The following is an 18,811-nucleotide window of genomic DNA, read 5'->3' as shown; positions in this document are numbered from 1 at the left end:
TCCCATCGCCGCTGCTCTCCCATCGCGCTCTCCCGCCCGGTGCGCACCGCGCGCGCTTCGCCCTCCCGTCACCGCGGCCGCTGTGGCGCAGCGCTACCGCTACAGCGGGCGCGACCAGCCAGAACGGGCGCGGCTTCAGCTCCACCACAGCGGATGCGCAAACGAGCCCGCCTCCTCCGGTCGGAGGAGGCGGGCTCGGCTGGGTGGGGGCTGCCGCCTTGCGCAGGGCCTAAAACGGCGCCCCGCGCAAGACAGACGGACTCGGGTTGGGTGCTGGTCACGCGAAGCGATTGGGTTCTGCAGGATGCCTGAGTGAGGGCTGCCGCCTTGCGCAGGGCCTAAAAACGGCGCCCCGCGAGACAGACGGACTCGGGTTGGGTGCTGGTCACGCGAAGCGATTGGGTATCGCAGAATACCTGAGTGAGGGCTGCCGCCTTTCGCAGGGCCTAAAACGGCGCCCCGCGCCGTTTTCAGGCCCTGCGCATGTAAGCCCGGACGGTGAGGGGTGCGAACACCAGCACGATGACGGCCGCGCCGGCGAGCGCGAGGGCGGCATCCGCTCCGAAAGTGCCGGACAGCGTCAGCTCACGAACAGCGCTGACCAGATGGGATACCGGGTTCACGTTCACGAAGCCCTGCAACCAGCTCGGCATGGTGTCAACAGGAACGAAGGCGTTCGAGAGGAACGTCAGCGGGAACAGCACGATCATCGAGATGCCCTGCACGCTGCTCGCGCTGCGGGCGATGACACCGAAGAAGGCGAAGACCCAGCTGATCGCCCAGGCCGACACGATCACAAGCAGGATGGCCAGCACAACACCGCCGAGTCCAGCCTCCGGACGGAAGCCCATGATGTATCCCATGGTGAAGGTGAGCGTTGCCGCGATGGCGTATCGCACGGTGTCGGCAAGCAGTGCGCCGGCCAGCGGCGCGATGCGAGCGATCGGCAGCGACTTGAACCGGTCGAACACGCCCTTGTCCATGTCTTCGCGCAGCTGCACCCCGGTGACGACCGACGTTGTGATGACGGTCTGCACCAGGATGCCCGGGATGATCACCGGCAGGTAGCTCGCCACATCCCCAGAGATCGCCCCGCCGAAGATGTACGTGAACATCAGCGTGAAGATAATCGGCTGCAGCGTCACATCGAACAATTGCTCCGGCGTTCGCTTGATCTTCAGCAGACCGCGCCAGGCCATCGTGAAGGAGTTGCGCATCGTCTGCTCGAGGCTGACGCGATTGCCCAGGGTGCGGGTTGCCCCTGGGGCGATGATGGTGGCGCTCATGCGCTGATCCTTTCGGAGGTGGAGTCGGTGGAGGCGGTGGAGGCGGCGGCGGCGGAGTCGGTCTCATCAGCGACACCGTGCCCGGTGAGCGTGAGGAACACCTCGTCGAGGGTTGGCTTCTGCAGCGAGAATTCGGTCAAGCGGATGCCTGCCTCACGCAACACCACGAGCAGCTCTGTCACACGGTCGGGGTTGTTGATCGGCACATTGATGCGGGAGCGTTCCGGCGAAACGGTGCCCTGGACGCCCAGCAGGGAGTGGATGGCACGCACCGCGTCATCGGCATCCGTCGGATCGACGAGTGTCACCTGCAGCGATGCCTCACCAACCGAGGCCTTGAGTTCGTCAGCTGTGCCTTCTGCGACAACGATCCCGCGGTCGATCACCGCAATACGATCGGCCAGCTGGTCGGCCTCATCGAGGTACTGGGTGGTGAGCATCACCGTCGATCCCGTGGCGACCAGACGGCGGATGGTGTCCCACATCTGGGCGCGCGTGCGCGGGTCGAGGCCGGTTGTCGGCTCATCGAGAAAGATCAGGGGCGGCTGCGAGATGAGGCTGGCCGCGAGGTCGAGCCGGCGACGCATTCCGCCGGAGAAGTTTTTCAGGGGGCGCTTGGCCGCCTCGGTGAGCCCGAATTCGTCGAGCAAGTCGGCCGACTTCTTTCGAGCTTCCGCGCGACCGAGGCCGTGCAGCCGGGAGAAGAGCACGAGGTTCTCCGTGGCGCTGAGGTTTTCGTCGACGGACGCGTACTGGCCGGTGACGCCGATCAGCTGGCGCACGATCTGCGCCTCACGCTGTACGTCGTGGCCGAAGACGCGAGCTTCACCGGCATCCGGTCGAAGCAGCGTGGCCAGCATGCGGATCGTGGTGGTCTTGCCGGCGCCGTTCGGGCCGAGCACACCGTAGACGGTGCCTGTGCGAACGGTGAGGTCGATCCCGTCGACAGCGCGGTTCGAACCGAACGTCTTGACCAGTCCGTGGGCTTCGACTGCCCAGTCTGAGGTGGTTGTGATTGTCATAACCACCATGCTGGATGGCCTGACTTTCACGGCGCTGTCACAGTGCTGTCACGGCACTGTCACCGCTCTCGCACCCGCTCTGGCACGCTCCTGCAACTAGCCACCTACATTTGGGGGCGTGCGCTGCTGGGTTCTCTCAGCCTAGGATGTTCACACGCTGCTACCGCGGATACCGCTGGTCAGGGCGTCATTCTCAGCAGCAGATCAACCGGGGGTCACTATTTCTACGCATTCACCGATGCAGCGCACGCTCACTGCGCTCGCTGCATCCGCTCTTCTTTTCACGCTTGCCGGATGCGCCAGTGAACCGACGCCGGTGGTCACCGCGACGATGACCGTCACGCCGACGCCAAAACCGACTCCCACAGCGACGCCCACTCCCACGCCTGAGCCAACCGTTGAGCCTGCTCCGGCTCCGGTTGAAGAGCCTGAGCTTGTTCCCAACCCACCGGTCGGCGAGGTAGTACCGAACGCCCCGGCGCCGCTCGTCGAACCAGGGCCCGCAGTCGAACTCGGCGCGATCCCCGGCGCATCCGGCTCGACGACCACCGATGGTTCCGGCAATCTCCTGACGTACACCGTGGTCAGCGGCGATTCATTCTTCGACATCGCGCAGCGCTTTGACGTGCCCGTGCAGCAGATGCTGCACATGAACCCGTCTGTGCCAGGCCTCGGCGAAAATATTTACATCAACCAGGTCATCAATCTGGACTGGACGACCAAACGCTAGGCATCCTGCAGCCGAGCGTCACCCACTGTGCTGTGAGAGTTACCCACTGTGTCGTTGGAACTGGGGCAAAGACGACCGCGGGTTTAGCGTTGCGGCATGAGCGATTTCAGCACCCAAGCACCCCTCGTCTCGACCCAGTGGCTCGCCGATCATCTCGGCGCTGACGACCTGGTCGTCGTGGATGCCACGGTGCTGCTCACCAAGGCTCCAGGCGGCGGATCGCGCTGGCTGAGCGGACTCGACCAATACCTGATCGAGGGCCACATTCCCGGCGGAGTCTTCGCCGATGTGCTCGAGGTGTTCTCGGATCCCGATGGTGACTACGGCTTCGCCCGCCCGAGTGCCGAGCTCTTCGAGGCTGCGGCGACCTCAGTAGGCATCGACAACTCCACGACTGTCGTCGTCTACGACACCTCGGTCGGCCACTGGGCAGCCCGCATCTGGTGGATATTCCGTGCGTTCGGCTACGACAACGTTGCCGTACTCGACGGCGGCTACACGAAGTGGACCGCGGAGGAGCGCCCGACAGAGACCGGATTCGTCGAGCCGCGCCGGGTGGCCGGCTTCACTGCCGAGCCGCGCGAGGAACTCTGGGTCGACAAGGCGTTCGTCGAGTCGATCGTCGCCGGTGAAACGGATGCTGCCCTCGTCTGTTCGGCACCGCCAACTGAGTTCTCCGGCGAAGTGAGCTCGCGTCCGCGTGCCGGGCACATCCCAGGCAGCGTGAGCGTTCCGGCCAGTCGGCTCGTCGACCGCGAAACGAACGCGTTCCTCCAGGGCAGCGCGCTGGAAGCTAAGCTCGCCCCCTTCACCGACGCACCCCGATTCGTGACGTATTGCGGAGGCGGCATCGCTGCCGCGTCGAGCGCCTTCGCGCTGGTGCGTGCCGGGCAGCAGAACGTCGCCATCTACGACGGCTCACTCAACGAGTGGGCAGCGGATGCCGATGCTCCGCTTGTCGTGACCGTGCCCGCGACCGTGCCTGCGACCGTCTAGCGTGATGCTGATCGTCTGACACAGCCCCACGCTCGCTCGCGACAGACTGGACAATGGGTCGGGAGGAGGAGGACCCGGGCGCGGGACTAAGCGGATGCCGGCAGCTCCGGCTCCCCCAGGCTCAGCATCAGACGATTCGCCCAATTGAAGAATGCGGCGCCGTGGATGACGTCGGCGATCGCAAGATCGTCAAGGCCCTGCGCGCGCAACTCGACCAGGTGGGCGGCGGTCAGCGCCGACGGCGTCGCCGTCAGGGCGACGGATGCCGCGATGATCGCACTCCAACGCGGGTCCTGGGTCGCATCCGTGCCATCGTCGAGCAGGCGCTGCACGTCATCCCCTCGCTTGGAGTGGTGCGTCGCGAAGCGCGAGTGAACGGATGCGCAAAAGATACAGCCGTTGGCGCGACTCGTCGCCGCGGCAGCCAGCTCGCGCTCAGCACGGGGCAGCCCGGCCTTGGTGTTGTAGAAGATGTCTTTGTCGGTGCGGGTGCGAGCACCGAGGATCTCGGGGTCACGGGCGAGCAGCGAGAAATACGGCGACTTCGCTCTCGATGCATCAACAAGGCCTGCCCAGTGACGCTCGGTCAGCTCGGACTCGGCCAGCGGTTCGAGCCATGGCACCCAGCCCAGGTCATCCTGAGTGAAAACGGTGGGCCTCGCCAGGTCGGGGTACTCGATCGTGGTTGCAGGAGTAGTGCTGGTAACAATGTCGGTAGCGGCGGTAGTCATCAGAGACCTTTCGACGATGAAGCTGTGGATGACGATGAAGCTGTGGATGAAGTACGGGAGCCAGCGATATCGGCGGCGAGCACCCTCAGACCACCGATGACACGCACCTGAAAACTGAGGAACGCGACAAGCTGCGAGATCGTGACGATGTCGGTTGTCGACCAGCCCGCATCCAGAAGTGTCTGCAGCGCACTCGCACTAGACTCTCGCGGGCGGAAGACCAGCAGGTGAGCGTGCTCAAGTCCGGCGACCAGGCGTGAGCCGAGGATGTCGCGGTGCTGGTCAGCCACGACGTAACGCAGCCCGTCGACGTTCTCGGCCGAGAGCGGTTCTTCTGGGTAGAAGCCGTAGGGCCCTGTCGTCGCACCACGAGAAATCTCGTCGAGGACGACGTCTGCCAGGATCGCGCCCCCGTCTGCTGAACGAAGGTCGGCCTCATAGAAGTCGCGAGTGATGGCGTCCTGATGCAGTCCGATGACGAAGGTCGCGAGGGCGAAACGCTCTGCCTCGGTCACCGTGCCCAGGTATTCGGGTGCGAACAGCGCGCTGTAACTGGCCTGCGCATTCGCGGTGGTTTCCGGTCGAGCGCCGCGCAGGGCGGCAAGGGGCGACCCCGGTTCGATGCCAACGAGGTGGTCGATCACATCAGGGGTGGTGAGTGTCATGGTGTGCTCCAAACGTGAGTGGGTGATGAGGCGCGGGTGAGTGATCAGGAGTGTGAAAGCGTCTGCACATGGCGAGCGCCGACACCAATGCCGAGCGCCGGTGCCACTTCGGTGGCAATCAGTTCAATCGAGCGCAGGATGAGCTCGTGCGGCGGATCGACGGAGTGCACCTGGAACACCACGTCGCTCACGCCATCCAGCGCCCTGTCGGCGGCCAGCGACTCGATGACCTCGTCAACGGTGCCGACGTGAGTGTCGAGCGACACGATCAGCTCGTCGAGGGAGTCACCGGCGATCACCTGGCCCGATGCCCTGAAGCCTGCGGCTGCCCGGCGCAGCCCGACCTCGGCGTAGCGCCTGGCCTCGGCGCGATCGTCGGCGACGAACAGTGTGCGCGAGGCCATGATGCGTGACGGGGTGCCGTCCGGCAGCGCCTCGAGGTAGGCATCGATTACCGGAAGCTGGATGTCGGCGAGCGTGGCGTACAGCTCATCCGCCGGGCGTGGCTGGGTTCGCGAGAGCATCAGTCCGTCGCCGGCTGCACCGGCCCTGGCCGCACCCGCTGCCGAGAACGTTGCCTGCCAGAGTCGTCCGAGCAGGTCGGGCGCTGCCGGATACAGCCGGTTGTCGTCGACAGCATCGCTACCGCCGAATACCTCACCGGCGAACGCGTTGCGCAGTACCTGCAGGTGCTCGGCAAAGATGCGTCCGCGCTCGGAGCTCTGCTGACCGAAGGCGGTGAATGACGACGCCGTGCCACCTGAGCCGACGCCAACTTCAAGACGACCGCCCGAGAGCAGGTCGAGTACCGCGGCATCCTCTGCGACCCTGATCGCGTTCTCGAGCGGCAGGGTGATAATGCCGGTGCCGAGGCGGATACCAGAGGTCAAGGCAGCGACGTGCGAGAGGAACACCAGTGGAGACGGCAGTCCGCCTTCTGCCTCATGGAAGTGGTGCTGGGCCACCCAGGCCGAATCGAACCCGAATCGCTCGGCTGTGACGATCTGTTCGGCGGCGTACCGATAGCGATCGCCCGCCGGTACCTCATCGAGAAGCCGGGTGAAGAATCCGAGGCGTCTGGTCGTCATACGAGAATTGTCCTTTCGTGCTGCGGCACTGGCACCGCAGCCAGGAGCTCGCGGGTGTACTCATGCGCTGGATGTTGGAAAACCTGCTTGGCGCTGCCGCTCTCGACGATGCGACCCCGACTCATCACCGAGACGGTGTGGGAGATCTGCCTGACCACCGACAGGTCGTGCGAGATGAAGAGATAGGTCAGGTTGAGATCGTTCTGCAGCTGGCCGAGCAGTTCGAGAATCTGCGCCTGGACGGTCACGTCGAGAGCAGACACTGCTTCGTCCAGCACGACGACGCGGGGGTCGACCGCCAGCGCCCTGGCGATGGCCACGCGCTGGCGCTGACCGCCAGACAGCTCACGGGGCTTACGCTCGAGCACGGTTGTCGGCAGCGCGACCCGACCGATCAGCTCGGCAGCTCGCTTCGTCCGGCCAGCCCTATCGGCGAGGTCGAAGTTGCGCAGCGGCTCTGCAACGATCTGCCCCACGCTCTGCCGGGGATCGAGGGAGGCAAATGGGTTCTGATAGACGAGCTGGATGCGTCGGCGCAGCTGGCGAAGCGCCTCGCCCTTCAGCTGAGCGATGTCATCACCGTCGACCTCGACGTGGCCGCTTGTGGGTTCTTCAAACCGCACGATCATGCGGGCCGTCGTTGTCTTACCCGACCCCGATTCACCAACGATTGCATGGGTCGTACCGCGCAGCACGCTGAACGACACGTCGTCAACAGCCCGGAACGGCTCACCGATGCGGGTTGGTGCAGGAAAAACCTTGACCAGGTTCTTCACCACGATGGCTGACGTTTTCTCGGCGGCGACGCTGTCGGCATCCCGCAGGTAAATCGGCGGTTTCTGCGACCTGAATGTCACGGGTGCCAGCGCGGGCGCGTTCGCCAGCAGACGCCTGGTGTATTCGCTCTGCGGGTTCTGCAGCACCTCACTCGTGAGACCCTGCTCCTGGATGCGGCCACCCTGCATGACGACCAGACGGCTCGACCGGCTGGCGGCCACCCCCAGGTCGTGCGTGACGAACAGGATTGCTGTGCCAAACTCTGCCCGCAGGTCGTCAAGCAGGTCGAGGATGCGACGCTGCACGGTGACGTCGAGAGCGCTCGTCGGCTCGTCAGCGATGATCAGCTGCGGCTCAAGTGCGATGGCAATTGCGATGAGTACCCGCTGGCGCATACCGCCGGAGAGCTGGTGTGGATACTGCTGTGCGCGCTGCTCGGGATTCGGCAGGCCGACGCGGGTCAGCAACTCGATGACGCGGGCAGCCACCTGCTGTCTGGCGCCCTTCTTGTGGATGCGAAGCACCTCGCCCACCTGGGCGCCGATGGTCTTCACCGGGTTGAGCGAGCTGGTGGGGTCCTGCGGCACCAGCCCGATCTGGGCACCGCGCACGGTTTCGAGGCGCTTGTCAGCCCAGCCGGCGATGTCGGTGCCATTCAGCAAAATGGAGCCATGGTCGATGCGTCCGTTGCCGGCAAGCAAGCCAATGATCGCGTGCGCTGTCGTCGACTTGCCCGAACCTGACTCACCGACGACGGCAACGACCTCGCCGGGCTCAATGCCGAACGAGACGTCGTGCACCACTCTGGTCGTGCCCGTCGCTGTGGTGTACGACACGGCCAGGTTGTTGATGTCGAGCAGGCTCATGAGCGCTCACCTCCGATTGACTGGCTGATTCGGTTGGCAGAGAGCACAACGATGACGACGATGGCTCCGGGAATGGTGGTGAGCCACCACGATGTGGCCACATAGTTGCGACCCTCTGCGATGAGCAGGCCCCATTCGGGCGTGGGCGGCGGAGCGCCGTAGCCGAGAAAGCCCAGCGTCGAGATGGCCAGGATCGCGACACCGAACTGCAGCGCGGCGAGCGCAATGACAGGAGACAGCGAGTTCGGCAGCACGTGGCGGAGCAGCACTGCGCCGAAACGTGCGCCAGACCCGAACGCGGCCTCGACGTAGTCGGCGCGGCGCACTCGCACCACTTCTGATCGGGACAACCGGGCGAACGCGGCGATCGAACCGACGCCGACGGCTATCGCCGCGTTGATGGTGCCGAACCCGAGCAGGATGATGATCGTCAGCGCAAGCAGCAGCGCAGGGATCGACAGCAGCACGTCGATGACGCGCATCAGGATGTCGTCAACAAGTCCACCAACAGAGCCCGCGAGCAGTCCGGTCGCCGTGCCGACGATGAGGCCGACTGTCACAGCGACAAATGCGCCTGAGAGTGAATTACCTGCGCCGAACACGACGCGGGCAAAGAGGTCGCGCCCCAGGGCATCCGTTCCGAAGATGTGGGCGAGACTCGGTGCCTGTAGTTTCTCAGCAGCAACACCGCTGATCGGGTCATGGCCGGTGAAGATGCCAGGCACGAGCGCCCAGAGCACAACGAGCAGGATGACGGCCCAGGCCAGGACGAGACCAAGCTGCGGGAGGCGCCTGCGGCGACGTGCTGGTTTCACCGTGGCAGCGTCCTCACCGGTGTTTATGGGCGACGGCCCGGCCGGCGATACGTCAACCAGGTTCGGTGAGTCGGTTACGGTCTGGATCGTCATGCGAGCACGCTGCCTTTCGACTCGGTGGTGGCGGTGTCGTCTGCTGTGTTCTGGGCGACGCCGGCCCTGGCCGGACGCTTCGGCGTCAGCCGTGGGTCAAGCACGGGATAGAGCAGGTCGACAACCAGGTTCACCACGACGAATACCAGAGCGGCCAGCACGACCACTGCCTGGATCACCGGTACGTCCTGCGACGCGACGGCCTGCTCGGTCAGGCGACCGATGCCGTTGCGTCCGAAGACTGTCTCTGTCACAACCGATCCGGCGATCAACTCACCGAACACCAGGCCGGCGATGGTGAGTGTGGGCACCATCGCGTTGCGGCAGACGTGGCGCCACAGGATCCACTGCCGCGATGCACCCTTGGCCTGGGCGACGGCGACGAACGGCTGGGTGTAGACGGAGTCAAGGCTTCGGCAAAGCACCTGCGCCAGCGGCGCCGAGATCGGGATGGCCAGCGTGAGCACCGGCAGGATCAACGACTGGATCTCATTCCCTCCGATTACCGGCACCCATCGCAGCTGGAACGAGAACACCTGTACGAGCAGGATGCCGAGCCAGAACGTCGGGATCGAGATGAACAAGCTCGGGACAGCGAGGAGCACTCCCCTGAGCCAGGCGAATCGTGTGTAGCTGGCGGTGAAGGCAATCAGTACGGCGAGTACAACGGCGAGCAGGAAGCCGGCTGATGCCAGCTTGAGCGTCTCTGGCAGGCCTTCGGCGAGACGCTCGATCACCGGGGTTCCGGTCTGGATCGAGTAACCGAAGTCGCCGCCCAGGAATCCGAGCAGGGTGTGCAGGTACTGAATCACCGCGGGTTCGTCGACCCCGTACCGGGTGCGGATCTCGAGGATCTGCTCCGGTGAGAGGCCGAGCTCGGGGTTCTCGAACTTGATCATGATCGAGTCGCCTGGCAGCGCCTGCAACAGCACGAACGTAATGGTGAATGCAGCCCACAGCACAAGCGCTGCCTGGCCGATCCGACCCGCGAAGTATCTGATCGCGGCCGATCTGCTCGAATCCCTGGGGCTCATGGTCATGCCTTACTTGTTGAGCCAGACGCTGTAGAAGCTCGGGCGGCCGACGGACTCAAAACTGATGCCCTTCACGTAGGTCGCTGCTCCGTAGACCTGCGGTTCCTCGAAGAACGGGATCGCGTACGCCTGGTCGATGATGTATTCCTGAGCTGCAGCGACATCCGCGTTCCTGAGGTCCAGGTTCGGTTCTGATGCTTCAGCCTCGAGCAGCTCGTCGAGCTTCGGGTCGTTCGACAGGATGATGTTGCGGTTCTTGGTGTGGAACTGACTCTTGATTACGTCCTGATCTGCGCGACCGACCATCGAGTGGTTGAGCGGCGTCTTCTCGGCATCCTTGATGTCGGCAGCAAGCGATCCGGAGTCGGCGGGCTTGACGTTCAGTTGGACGCCGATCTTTGTCCATTGCTGTGCAACCAGCTCGAGGGTCTGCTTCGACTGCGGCTGCGCGCCGGCAACGAAGACGTTCAGCGACAGCGGCACGCCGTCTTTGACGCGGATGCCGTCATCCCCCGCAACCCAGCCGGCAGCATCCAGCAGCTTGTTGGCCTGCTTGGGGTCATAGGCGAGCTTGTCTGAGAGATCTTCGTAGCCGAGTGCGCTGGAGGAGAGCACCGATGTGGCCCTCGGGTAGTTAGCGGTGAAGATCGTGTCGACGATCTCCTGGCTGTCTGTTCCAGCCAGCAGAGCCTTACGAACGTTGATGTCCTGCAGGATCGAGTTCGACGGCCTGAGGAAGAGCCCGTTGTTCACACCGCGGGTCTGCGGGGCGTACAGGTCGAAGCCGGCTCCCTCAACTGATGCCTCATCGAATGACTGCACGTACCGTACGTAGTCGGCCTGGCCGGAGAGCAGCGAACCGATGCGCACGCTGTCTTCGGGGGTAACGATGACCTTGACCTCGTCGAGGTATGCGCGCCCCTGGTGCTCACTTTCGACCGGCGCCCAGTCGTAGTCTTCCCTGGCCGCGAAGTCGATCTCCTTATCGATGATCTGGTTCGACACAGTGAACGGGCCTGACCCGACGATGTTCTTCAGTTGGCATTGCTCCTCGTATGGCAGCGCGAGCGTGGCCGGAGAGACCAGGCCTGACTGGATCACCGAGGTGCCTTGCAAGAAGCCCGGCGACGACTGAGTGAAGAAGAACTTCACTGTATTCGCGTCGATGACCTCGCTGTGGTCGTAGTTGTTGATGGCCTCTGAGACGGTGAGCTTGAGGTCGGCGTCTCCCTTGCCGTACACGTCGAAGTTGGCCGCGACCGCAGCTGCATCGAGTGGGGTGCCGTCCGAGAACGTCACGCCGTCGCGGATCACGAAGGTGTACTCGGTGGCGTTGTCGTTGATCGTCCACGACGATGCGATCCAGGGCTCGATCTCGAGCGTCTCTGGATCCTGGTACGTCAGTTTGTCGGTGATCTGGTTGACGATTCCGCCGCTCGGGTAGAACCCGGTTCCTGGCAGGTACAGGCAAGTCGGGGCCTGATATTCAAGGTAGGTGAGCGAGCCGCCGGTGACCGGGTCGCCTGCGGCTGCGCCGGTTGACGAGTCGGACGCTGTCGGCGCTGCGCATGAGCTGAGCAGGGCGATTGCGCCAAGCGCCACCCCTGCAATGAGTGCTGTTCGTGTGATGCGTGACACGGGGTTCCCTTTCGCTGCTGTGCGTGTGCTGTGTTCGGTGCTGTGTGAGAACGATGCTGCCAAGACATGTCTCGGCGATCGAGCCGAGGTGTCACATGGCTACCGCGTTCGTCACGCAACGTCACTTCCTTGCGGAATCGGCAGGTCGTGGGGCAGCGGTACAGTGAAACGACTCCGTTGGCGTAGTCGCCATCGCTGACACTGCACTGGAGACAACGAACACATGAGCAACGACGACCACTGGCTGAGCGACACAGATCGCGCCAGGCTCAGCAGGGGCCCGAACGAACGCGCAATCGTTGCCTCGTTGGCCTTCACCGGCCTTGTCGCCTCGTTCATGATGACCCTGGTCACTCCCCTGCTTCCCGAATTGCCCGGGATCCTCGGGGTCTCGACGCAGGACGCCCTCTGGGTGGTCACGGCCACACTGCTTGCCGCGGCGGTTGCGACTCCTATCAGCGGTCGCCTCGGTGACCTCTACGGCAAGCGACGGATGATGCTGGTGCTGCTCGGTAGCCTCATCCTCGGTTCGGTGGTTGCCGGGTTCTCGTCTTCGCTCATCCCGCTGGTCATCGGTCGGGCCCTGCAGGGTGCCGGCCTCGGCGTGATCGCACTCGGCATCAGTATCCTGCGCGATGTGCTGCACCGCGACAGGCTGGGCAAGGCCATCGCCCTGGTCAGCGCCACGCTGGGAATCGGTGGCGCCGTGGGCCTGCCGATCTCGGCCGTCATCTCGCAGTACCTCGATTGGCACGTGTTGTTCGTGGTGTCGGGGCTGCTCGGGGTTGTCGGCTTCGTGCTTGTGGTGGTCTTCGTTCCCGTGAGCACGCTGCGCAGCGAGGGCACGTTCGACTACGTCGGTGCTGTCGGACTGGCCGCGGGCCTTGTCGGGATCCTGCTTGCCATATCGAAGGGCAACGAGTGGGGCTGGGCCAGCCCGCTCACGCTGGGAATCGGGCTCGGCGGCGTAGCGGTCATCGGCCTGTGGCTGGTGCTCGAGTTGCGCGTCGACAGCCCGCTGATCGACATCCGTGTCGCGATGCGTCGCTCCGTGCTGCTCACCAACCTGGCATCGGTCACCGTCGGCTTCGCATTCTTCGCCACTGCCGTTGCGTTGCCTCTGCTGCTTGAGGCCCCCACCGATACCGGTGTCGGACTCGGCCAGAGCATGCTCATCGCCAGCCTCTGTCTGATGCCGAGCGGCCTGGTCATGTGGGCAATGTCCGGTACGGCCGCCAAACTCATAGCAAAGCACGGTGCGCGCATCAGCTTGCTTCTCGGTGTTGCAATCATTGCCGTCGGCTATCTGCTTGCCATCTTCCTGATGACCGAGATCTGGCACGCTGTGCTTGTCGCGACGGCCGTCGGCTTCGGCGTCGGTTTTGCCTATGCGGCGATGCCGACACTGATCATGGCCGCGGTGCCCGCGTCAGAGACAGCAGCATCCAACGGACTCAACTCGGTTATGCGCACGCTGGGTTCGACCGCCGCCAGCGCCGTCATCGGGTTGATCCTCGCGTCGAACATCATCACCGTCGATGGCGTCACCACACCGAACACCTTCGGCTTCCAGCTCAGCTTTGGAATCTGTGCTGCAGCTGCGGTCATCGGCGTGGTCTTCACGCTGATGCTGCCCAAACATCAACCGCGCGACGACACCGCCAGCCTGCCGGTCCAGCACTAGCGCTCCGCCGTCGTGCATTTCCACATGAAGCGCATGCTTACAATGCAGTAGTGCAAAAATCCGGCCTTGTGACACCCCCGGATTCGATATCCCCTCGCCGTCGCATCGATTTGCTCACATTCTCGAGTGCCGTCGACGTCCTCAGGCTGACCGTCTCGTCGATCTGGCACTATCTGGCTATCATCCTGGTGATGCAGGGTGCCATCGTGCTCGGTGCGATTCCGGCGATTACTGCATTGTTCGAGCTCGCGCTTTCCTCATCGGGGCTCTCAAACCTGACCGACCGCAACCTCGGCACAATGCTTGCCGATCCGCTCTCCGTATTCCTGCTCATCGGGATCGCGGTGATCGCGCTCACGGCTGTCTCTTTGCAGTTCTCAACGATTTTCATCATGGCCAATCGACAGCAGGCCGGCCGCTCGCTCGGAATGCGCTCCATTGCGTACTCGCTCAGCTGGCATGTGCGCCGGGTGTTCCACTACCAATCCCCTGTTCTCCTGGCGTATTTCTTCGTCGTTGCTCCACTAGGAGGTCTGGGGCTATTGTCAGTCCTCACCCGCGGCATCGGCATTCCGCCCTTCGTGACGGGCGAGTACATGAAGACGCCGCTCGGCGCCATCGGTTACACCCTCGTGATCGGCGTCATTCTCTATGTGAATCTGCGGCTCATCCTCACGCTGCCTCTGCTCGTCGTCTCTGGCCGGACTCCGCTGCGTTCTGTTGGCCGGAGTCTGCTCGCAACGCGTAGGCACGCCTGGAAGCTGGCGGTGTCGGTCGGACTCCCCGTTGGCCTCGCCGTACTCATCTCGTCGGCGATCGTCGAGCTGATCGTGCGGCTGACCGAGCTGTCGGCCGGCATGGATCCGAGCGCTGCTGTCGTGGCGGCATCCGTTGGGATTGGTGCCGGACGTGTTCTCGGCTTCATCATCATCGGGATCACCCAGGTCATCGTCGCCCAGATCCTGGTCTCGGTGAGCCGTGAACTGATGGGCATGCCGGGCATTCCGGCTCGGCCGGCTACGCCGCGCACGAATGGTGCCCGAGCAATTTCGGCCGTGGCGTGGACAGTGGCCTCGGCTGTCGTGATGGTCATCGGAATGGATGCCGCGCCTGCCGTGGCAACGCCGGTAACCGATGCGAGTGACACCGTGATTTTGGCTCACCGTGGCTTCATCGACGGTGGGGTCGAAAACTCGATCCCCGCGCTCGAGGCGGCAGCCGCAGCGAAAGCCGACTATGTCGAAACTGATATGCAGCAGACCAGCGACGGGCAATTCGTCGCGAGTCACGACAGCAATCTGTTCATCGTGGCGGGAGTGAACAAGAACATTTACGACATGACTTTGGATGAGGTGACAGCTACAGAGGAACACGTCGGCGGCTTCTCTGCAACGATTCCGTCGATGGCCGAGTACGTGACCCGTGCAGCCGAACTTGGCATTCCTCTTCTCATCGAGCTCAAGGTGCACGGTCACGAAAAGCCGGACTTCGTCGATACGTTCCTCGCGGAGCTTGACTCCCTCGGGGTTACGAACTCCAATATCTATCATTCGCTCAGCGCCGCTGCAGTGTCGGAGCTCAAGGAAAAGCGGCCAGAGCTGCGCGTCGGATACACGATCGCGATGACCATCGGCGATATCCCCGATCTCGATTGCGACTTCTTCGTTGTCGAGCAAGCGTCATTCAGCCAGAACTTCCTCACCGAGGCGCATGCGATCGGCAAGCCGGTTTATGTCTGGACAGTCAACGGTGAGGAAACGATCCGAGACCTGTTGCGGATGCCCGTCGACGGTATCGTCACCGACCACCCTGACCTTGCCGTCAGCTACAGGTCACTCATCGCAGACCGGCGTGGACTGTCGTTTCAGGTGAGCGATGCGCTGAGCGATTTGAGTGTGTTCAGGTAGGTGGGGCGGCGATGCCTGCAGCACTCCCCGGCGCTCCCCGACGGCTTCGAATCAGCATCACGTCGAGAGGTGCTGTGAGGCCAAACGCCAGCAGGAGCACCATCCACTCCCCGGTAGCCGCCGTCACCCAGATGCCCAGCCCGAGAGCCACAACTGTCCAGACGACAGCCACGATCCACACCCACCGAGCCGGAACTTCAGTTGAACTTTTCGCGCTCACCGTGATCAGATCCCCCCACGCATGCCGCGAATGAGTGCGTTGCGTCCGTCAATATATGGCTCAATATTCGTGACCAGCCGCAGCGACGCATCATCAGCGAGCTCGCTGTCCGCCTCGATAGCAACCGTGAGTTCGCGAATCTGGCCGGCCGCGCACCAGCGACCAGGTTGCGCCCAGATCTCGAACGCCACGGGGACGTCATCCACCATGATCACCCGCACATCGTCAGGGAGAGCCGGCACATCAACAGCTGGCGGCCTGTATTCCGGATCGTCCATCACCGCCAGCACCTGCCGGCGCTGCGCGACGAAATCCCGCGGGCTCGTGCCATCTTCGACGAGCACCGTGACGGCAGTCACCGGGTGAGTGGATGCGACAGGCTCGCCAGAATCCGTCGAACTCCCGGACGCCAGTGGCACAACTCCGAAGGTCAACGAGCGCAAACCACCGGTGAATCCCCACTCTCCGATCGAGACCGGCCCCTGCCAGCCCGCAATCTCAAACGCACCCGCCCGATCGAACGAAGCTCGTAGCTCCTCATCTGACCCAGCGATACGTGCCCAGAACTCGTCGTCGGTGAAGTGATGCGTGATCTGCATCCTTGCAGTCTCACCGATCGAACGGATGCTGTCCAGCACCGCACACCACCTGACAGCGGTACCAGAAGCAGCACCAGAAGCGGCACCTACAGCTGGTCCACCCCGGTCACCCGCACGATAGCCGCGCCAGCCTCATCCGACTCCGCCAGGTCGATCTCAGCCGAGATACCCCAGTCGTGATCGCCTGCAGGGTCGTCGAAGATCTGCCTCACAGTCCAGCATCCGGTCGCCACGGTGCCGTCAGGCCGCTGGCCTGTCTCATCGAAGATGATCAGCGACGCGCTCCGGGCATTCGCACCGGTCAGCACCTCATCGTGTTCCTCGAAGTAGTCGTCCATGGCATTCGCCCAGGCATCGGAGTCGAAGCCGCTGGCCGAATCCAGAGCGCCGAGCGCCTCGTAGTCTTCACGCGCGGCCAGCTGCACCCTGCGGAACATCTCGTTGCGTACCAGGATGCGGAACGCCCGCACATTCATCGTCAACCGCTTCGGCGCAGGCGGCAGTACTGCGCTCTCGCCAGCTTCGTGTGCGGCCAGATCGGGGTGGATCAGTTCTTCCCACTCGTCGAGCAGGCTCGAGTCGACCTGGCGCACCAGTTCGCCCAGCCACTCGATCAGGTCGAGCAGGTCTTCGGTCTTGGCCTCATCCGGTACCGTCTGCCTGGTCGCCCTGAAGGCGTCAGACAGGTATCGCAGCACAACACCCTCGCTGCGGGCCAGGTTGTAATAGGCGATGAACTCGCCGAACGACATCGCCCGCTCATACATGTCGCGCACGACCGACTTCGGCTTGAGCTCGAAGTCAGCGATCCACGGCTGCGACAGCTTGTACGTGTCGAACGCATACGTCAGCAACTCGTCCAGCGGCTTCGGGTGAGTGATCTCCTCGAGAAGCGCCATCCGCTCGTCGTATTCGATGCCCTCTGACTTCATGGCGGCCACAGCCTCGCCACGCGCCCGGAACTGCTGCGCAGAAAGCACGGGACGCGGATCATCGAGCGTCGCCTCGACGATCGAAATCATGTCGAGCGCATAGTTGCCTGAACCGGTGACGACTGCAGGGTCAGGATCGAGCAGCTCGAATGCGGCGAGCGCGAAGGGCGACAGCGGCTGGTTGAGGGCGAAGTTTGGCTGCAAGTCGACGGTGAGACGGATGATCGTCTCCCCCGTCTTCGGATCGGTCACCTGTTCGACGATCCCCGCAGCACGCAGCGTCTTGTAGATGCCGAGCGCACGCTTGGCCAGTTCCAGCTGGCGCTTCCACGGCTCGTGGTTGTCGAAGACCAGCGAGTACACGTTGGCGAAGACATCCCCACCGCGCGCGATCACGTTGATGAGCATGGCGCTGGTCATCTGCATGCTGGACGTGAGCGTCTCAGGCTCGGCAGCGACGATGCGCTGGAACGACGGTTCTCCCCACGACACAAAGCCCTCAGGCGCCTTCTTGCGGATGATCTTGCGGCGCTTCTTGGGGTCGTCTCCTGCCTTCTCAATGGCCTTGAGGTTTTCGCTCTCATGCTCAGGAGCCTGCACAACGACGGTGCCAGCGGTGTCGTAACCCGCGCGACCGGCCCGCCCGGCGATCTGGTGGAACTCGCGCGCGTTCAACTGGCGCATCTTCGTGCCGTCGTACTTGGTGAGCGCGGTGAACAACACCGTGCGAATCGGCACGTTGATACCGACGCCGAGAGTGTCTGTGCCGCAGATGACGCGGAGCAGGCCACGCTGGGCCAGCTGCTCAACGAGACGCCGATACTTCGGCAGCATGCCGGCATGGTGCACACCGATGCCCATCTTGATCAGTCTCGAGAGCGTCTTGCCGAAGCTTGTCGTAAACCTGAATTCCTTGATCAGTTCTGAGATGGCATCCCGCTGCTCGCGTGTGGCGACCTTGGCGCTGGCCAGTGCCTGCGCACGCTCAAGCGCAGCAGCCTGCGAGAAGTGCACTACGTAGATCGGTGACTGCCCGGTGCCGAGCAGGTCCTCGACCGTCTCATGGATGGGCGTCGTCTCGTAGTAGTAGTGCAGCGGCACCGGGCGCTCGACACCCGTGACAACAGCGGTCTCCCGACCGGTGCGGCGCTTCAGGTCTGCAGCCAGTTCGGTGACATCACCAAGCGTTGCCGACATCAGGATGAACTGCACCTTCGGCAGCGTGAGCAACGGAACCTGCCAGGCCCACCCGCGATCCGGGTCTGAGTAGAAGTGAAACTCGTCCATGACGACCTGGTCGACCGGGGTGTCCTCACCGTTGCGCAGGGCCAGGTTTGCCAGGATCTCAGCGGTGCAGCAGATGATGGGAGCGTCAGAGTTGACCGAGGAGTCCCCCGTCATCATGCCGACGTTCTCCGCGCCGAATACCTCGACGAGGGCGAAGAACTTCTCGCTCACCAGCGCTTTGATCGGCGCGGTGTAGAAGCTGCGCTTGCCGGCAGAGAGCGCGGCGAAGTGTGCGCCGATCGCGACGAGTGATTTGCCGGTGCCGGTTGGCGTACTGAGGATGAGGTTGGCGCCAGAGACGATCTCGATGACCGCTTCCTCCTGCGCCGGGTACAGCGTCAGTCCCTGGCGGCCGGCCCAGAGCTCAAATGCCTCGAACAGCACATCGGGATCGGTTACGTGCGGCAGTGCTTCGAGTGTTGACATGATCCTTCGATCTTG

At 63.6% G+C, this 18,811-nt stretch carries 16 protein-coding genes; 4 read left to right on the top strand and 12 right to left on the bottom strand.

The genetic code is table 11. The features are described 5' to 3' along the window. Positions 1-470 precede the first annotated feature (470 nt). A complete protein-coding gene (locus ACMT3I_RS02135) occupies positions 471-1,286 on the bottom strand; it encodes an ABC transporter permease (protein ID WP_414802791.1) in 816 nt (271 codons plus the stop codon). Next, the gene (locus tag ACMT3I_RS02130) at positions 1,283-2,308 is read right to left on the bottom strand and encodes an ATP-binding cassette domain-containing protein (protein ID WP_414802790.1); all 1,026 of its coding nucleotides are present in this window, start codon (positions 2,306-2,308) and stop codon (positions 1,283-1,285) included. Before ACMT3I_RS02130 ends, ACMT3I_RS02135 begins: the two co-directional genes overlap by 4 nt. A gap of 238 nt (positions 2,309-2,546) precedes the next feature. On the opposite strand from ACMT3I_RS02130, the gene ACMT3I_RS02125 reads away from it, so the two are divergent. Both ACMT3I_RS02125 and ACMT3I_RS02120 read left to right on the top strand, forming a co-directional pair. Then, positions 2,547-3,038, top strand: a complete 492-nt coding sequence (locus ACMT3I_RS02125) for a LysM peptidoglycan-binding domain-containing protein (protein WP_414802789.1) — start codon at positions 2,547-2,549, stop codon at positions 3,036-3,038. A gap of 96 nt (positions 3,039-3,134) precedes the next feature. Further along, on the top strand, positions 3,135-4,034 hold the full coding sequence (locus ACMT3I_RS02120; RefSeq protein WP_414802788.1) for a sulfurtransferase: 900 nt from the start codon (positions 3,135-3,137) through the stop codon (positions 4,032-4,034). A gap of 86 nt (positions 4,035-4,120) precedes the next feature. Here ACMT3I_RS02120 and ACMT3I_RS02115 read toward each other — a convergent pair whose 3' ends face one another. The 7 genes from ACMT3I_RS02115 to ACMT3I_RS02085 are packed head-to-tail and all read right to left on the bottom strand — an operon-like array spanning position 4,121 to position 11,741. Further along, positions 4,121-4,765 carry an alkylhydroperoxidase domain protein gene (locus ACMT3I_RS02115; RefSeq protein WP_414802787.1) on the bottom strand — a complete coding sequence of 215 codons (645 nt, stop codon included), beginning with the start codon at positions 4,763-4,765 and terminating at the stop codon, positions 4,121-4,123. After that, positions 4,765-5,430 (bottom strand): CMD domain protein, encoded by a 666-nt coding sequence (locus ACMT3I_RS02110; protein ID WP_414802786.1) that lies wholly within the window; start codon positions 5,428-5,430, stop codon positions 4,765-4,767. Before ACMT3I_RS02110 ends, ACMT3I_RS02115 begins: the two co-directional genes overlap by 1 nt. Positions 5,431-5,474: 44 nt before the next feature. After that, entirely contained in the window at positions 5,475-6,518 is a 1,044-nt protein-coding gene (locus tag ACMT3I_RS02105) for a putative FMN-dependent luciferase-like monooxygenase (protein ID WP_414802785.1), read from the bottom strand. Continuing rightward, positions 6,515-8,161, bottom strand: coding sequence for a dipeptide ABC transporter ATP-binding protein (locus ACMT3I_RS02100; RefSeq protein ID WP_414802784.1), 1,647 nt, complete (start codon positions 8,159-8,161; stop codon positions 6,515-6,517). The genes ACMT3I_RS02105 and ACMT3I_RS02100 overlap by 4 nt, the downstream gene beginning before the upstream one ends. After that, positions 8,158-9,069: an ABC transporter permease gene (locus ACMT3I_RS02095; RefSeq protein WP_414802783.1), complete on the bottom strand. Its 912-nt coding sequence runs from the start codon at positions 9,067-9,069 to the stop codon at positions 8,158-8,160. The genes ACMT3I_RS02100 and ACMT3I_RS02095 overlap by 4 nt, the downstream gene beginning before the upstream one ends. Then, complete coding sequence (locus ACMT3I_RS02090) at positions 9,066-10,103, bottom strand: ABC transporter permease (RefSeq protein ID WP_414802782.1); 1,038 nt, start codon at positions 10,101-10,103, stop codon at positions 9,066-9,068. Before ACMT3I_RS02090 ends, ACMT3I_RS02095 begins: the two co-directional genes overlap by 4 nt. Before the next feature lie 9 nt (positions 10,104-10,112). Continuing rightward, a complete protein-coding gene (locus ACMT3I_RS02085) occupies positions 10,113-11,741 on the bottom strand; it encodes a TIGR04028 family ABC transporter substrate-binding protein (RefSeq protein ID WP_414802781.1) in 1,629 nt (542 codons plus the stop codon). Positions 11,742-11,964: 223 nt separating this feature from the next. Here ACMT3I_RS02085 and ACMT3I_RS02080 point away from each other — a divergent pair, with 223 nt between their 5' ends. Beyond that, complete coding sequence (locus ACMT3I_RS02080) at positions 11,965-13,425, top strand: MFS transporter (RefSeq protein ID WP_414802780.1); 1,461 nt, start codon at positions 11,965-11,967, stop codon at positions 13,423-13,425. A 50-nt stretch (positions 13,426-13,475) separates the two neighbouring features. Further along, positions 13,476-15,332: a glycerophosphoryl diester phosphodiesterase membrane domain-containing protein gene (locus tag ACMT3I_RS02075; RefSeq protein ID WP_414802779.1), complete on the top strand. Its 1,857-nt coding sequence runs from the start codon at positions 13,476-13,478 to the stop codon at positions 15,330-15,332. Here ACMT3I_RS02075 and ACMT3I_RS02070 read toward each other — a convergent pair. The 3 genes from ACMT3I_RS02070 to ACMT3I_RS02060 form a co-directional block, all read right to left on the bottom strand. Next, a complete protein-coding gene (locus tag ACMT3I_RS02070; RefSeq protein ID WP_414802778.1) occupies positions 15,325-15,552 on the bottom strand; it encodes a hypothetical protein in 228 nt (75 codons plus the stop codon). The two genes, ACMT3I_RS02075 and ACMT3I_RS02070, sit on opposite strands and share 8 nt — an antisense overlap. Positions 15,553-15,557: 5 nt before the next feature. Next, positions 15,558-16,151 (bottom strand): hypothetical protein, encoded by a 594-nt coding sequence (locus ACMT3I_RS02065; RefSeq protein WP_414802777.1) that lies wholly within the window; start codon positions 16,149-16,151, stop codon positions 15,558-15,560. 86 nt (positions 16,152-16,237) lie between these two features. Then, on the bottom strand, positions 16,238-18,796 hold the full coding sequence (locus ACMT3I_RS02060; RefSeq protein ID WP_414802776.1) for a DEAD/DEAH box helicase: 2,559 nt from the start codon (positions 18,794-18,796) through the stop codon (positions 16,238-16,240). Between the last annotated feature and the right edge of the window lie 15 nt (positions 18,797-18,811).

Origin of the sequence: Leifsonia sp. A12D58, from assembly GCF_047530025.1 — a bacterium.
Classification (GTDB): domain Bacteria; phylum Actinomycetota; class Actinomycetes; order Actinomycetales; family Microbacteriaceae; genus Cryobacterium.
Note: the sequence above shows the minus strand (reverse complement) of the source record. Positions and strands in the feature narration are given on the sequence as shown.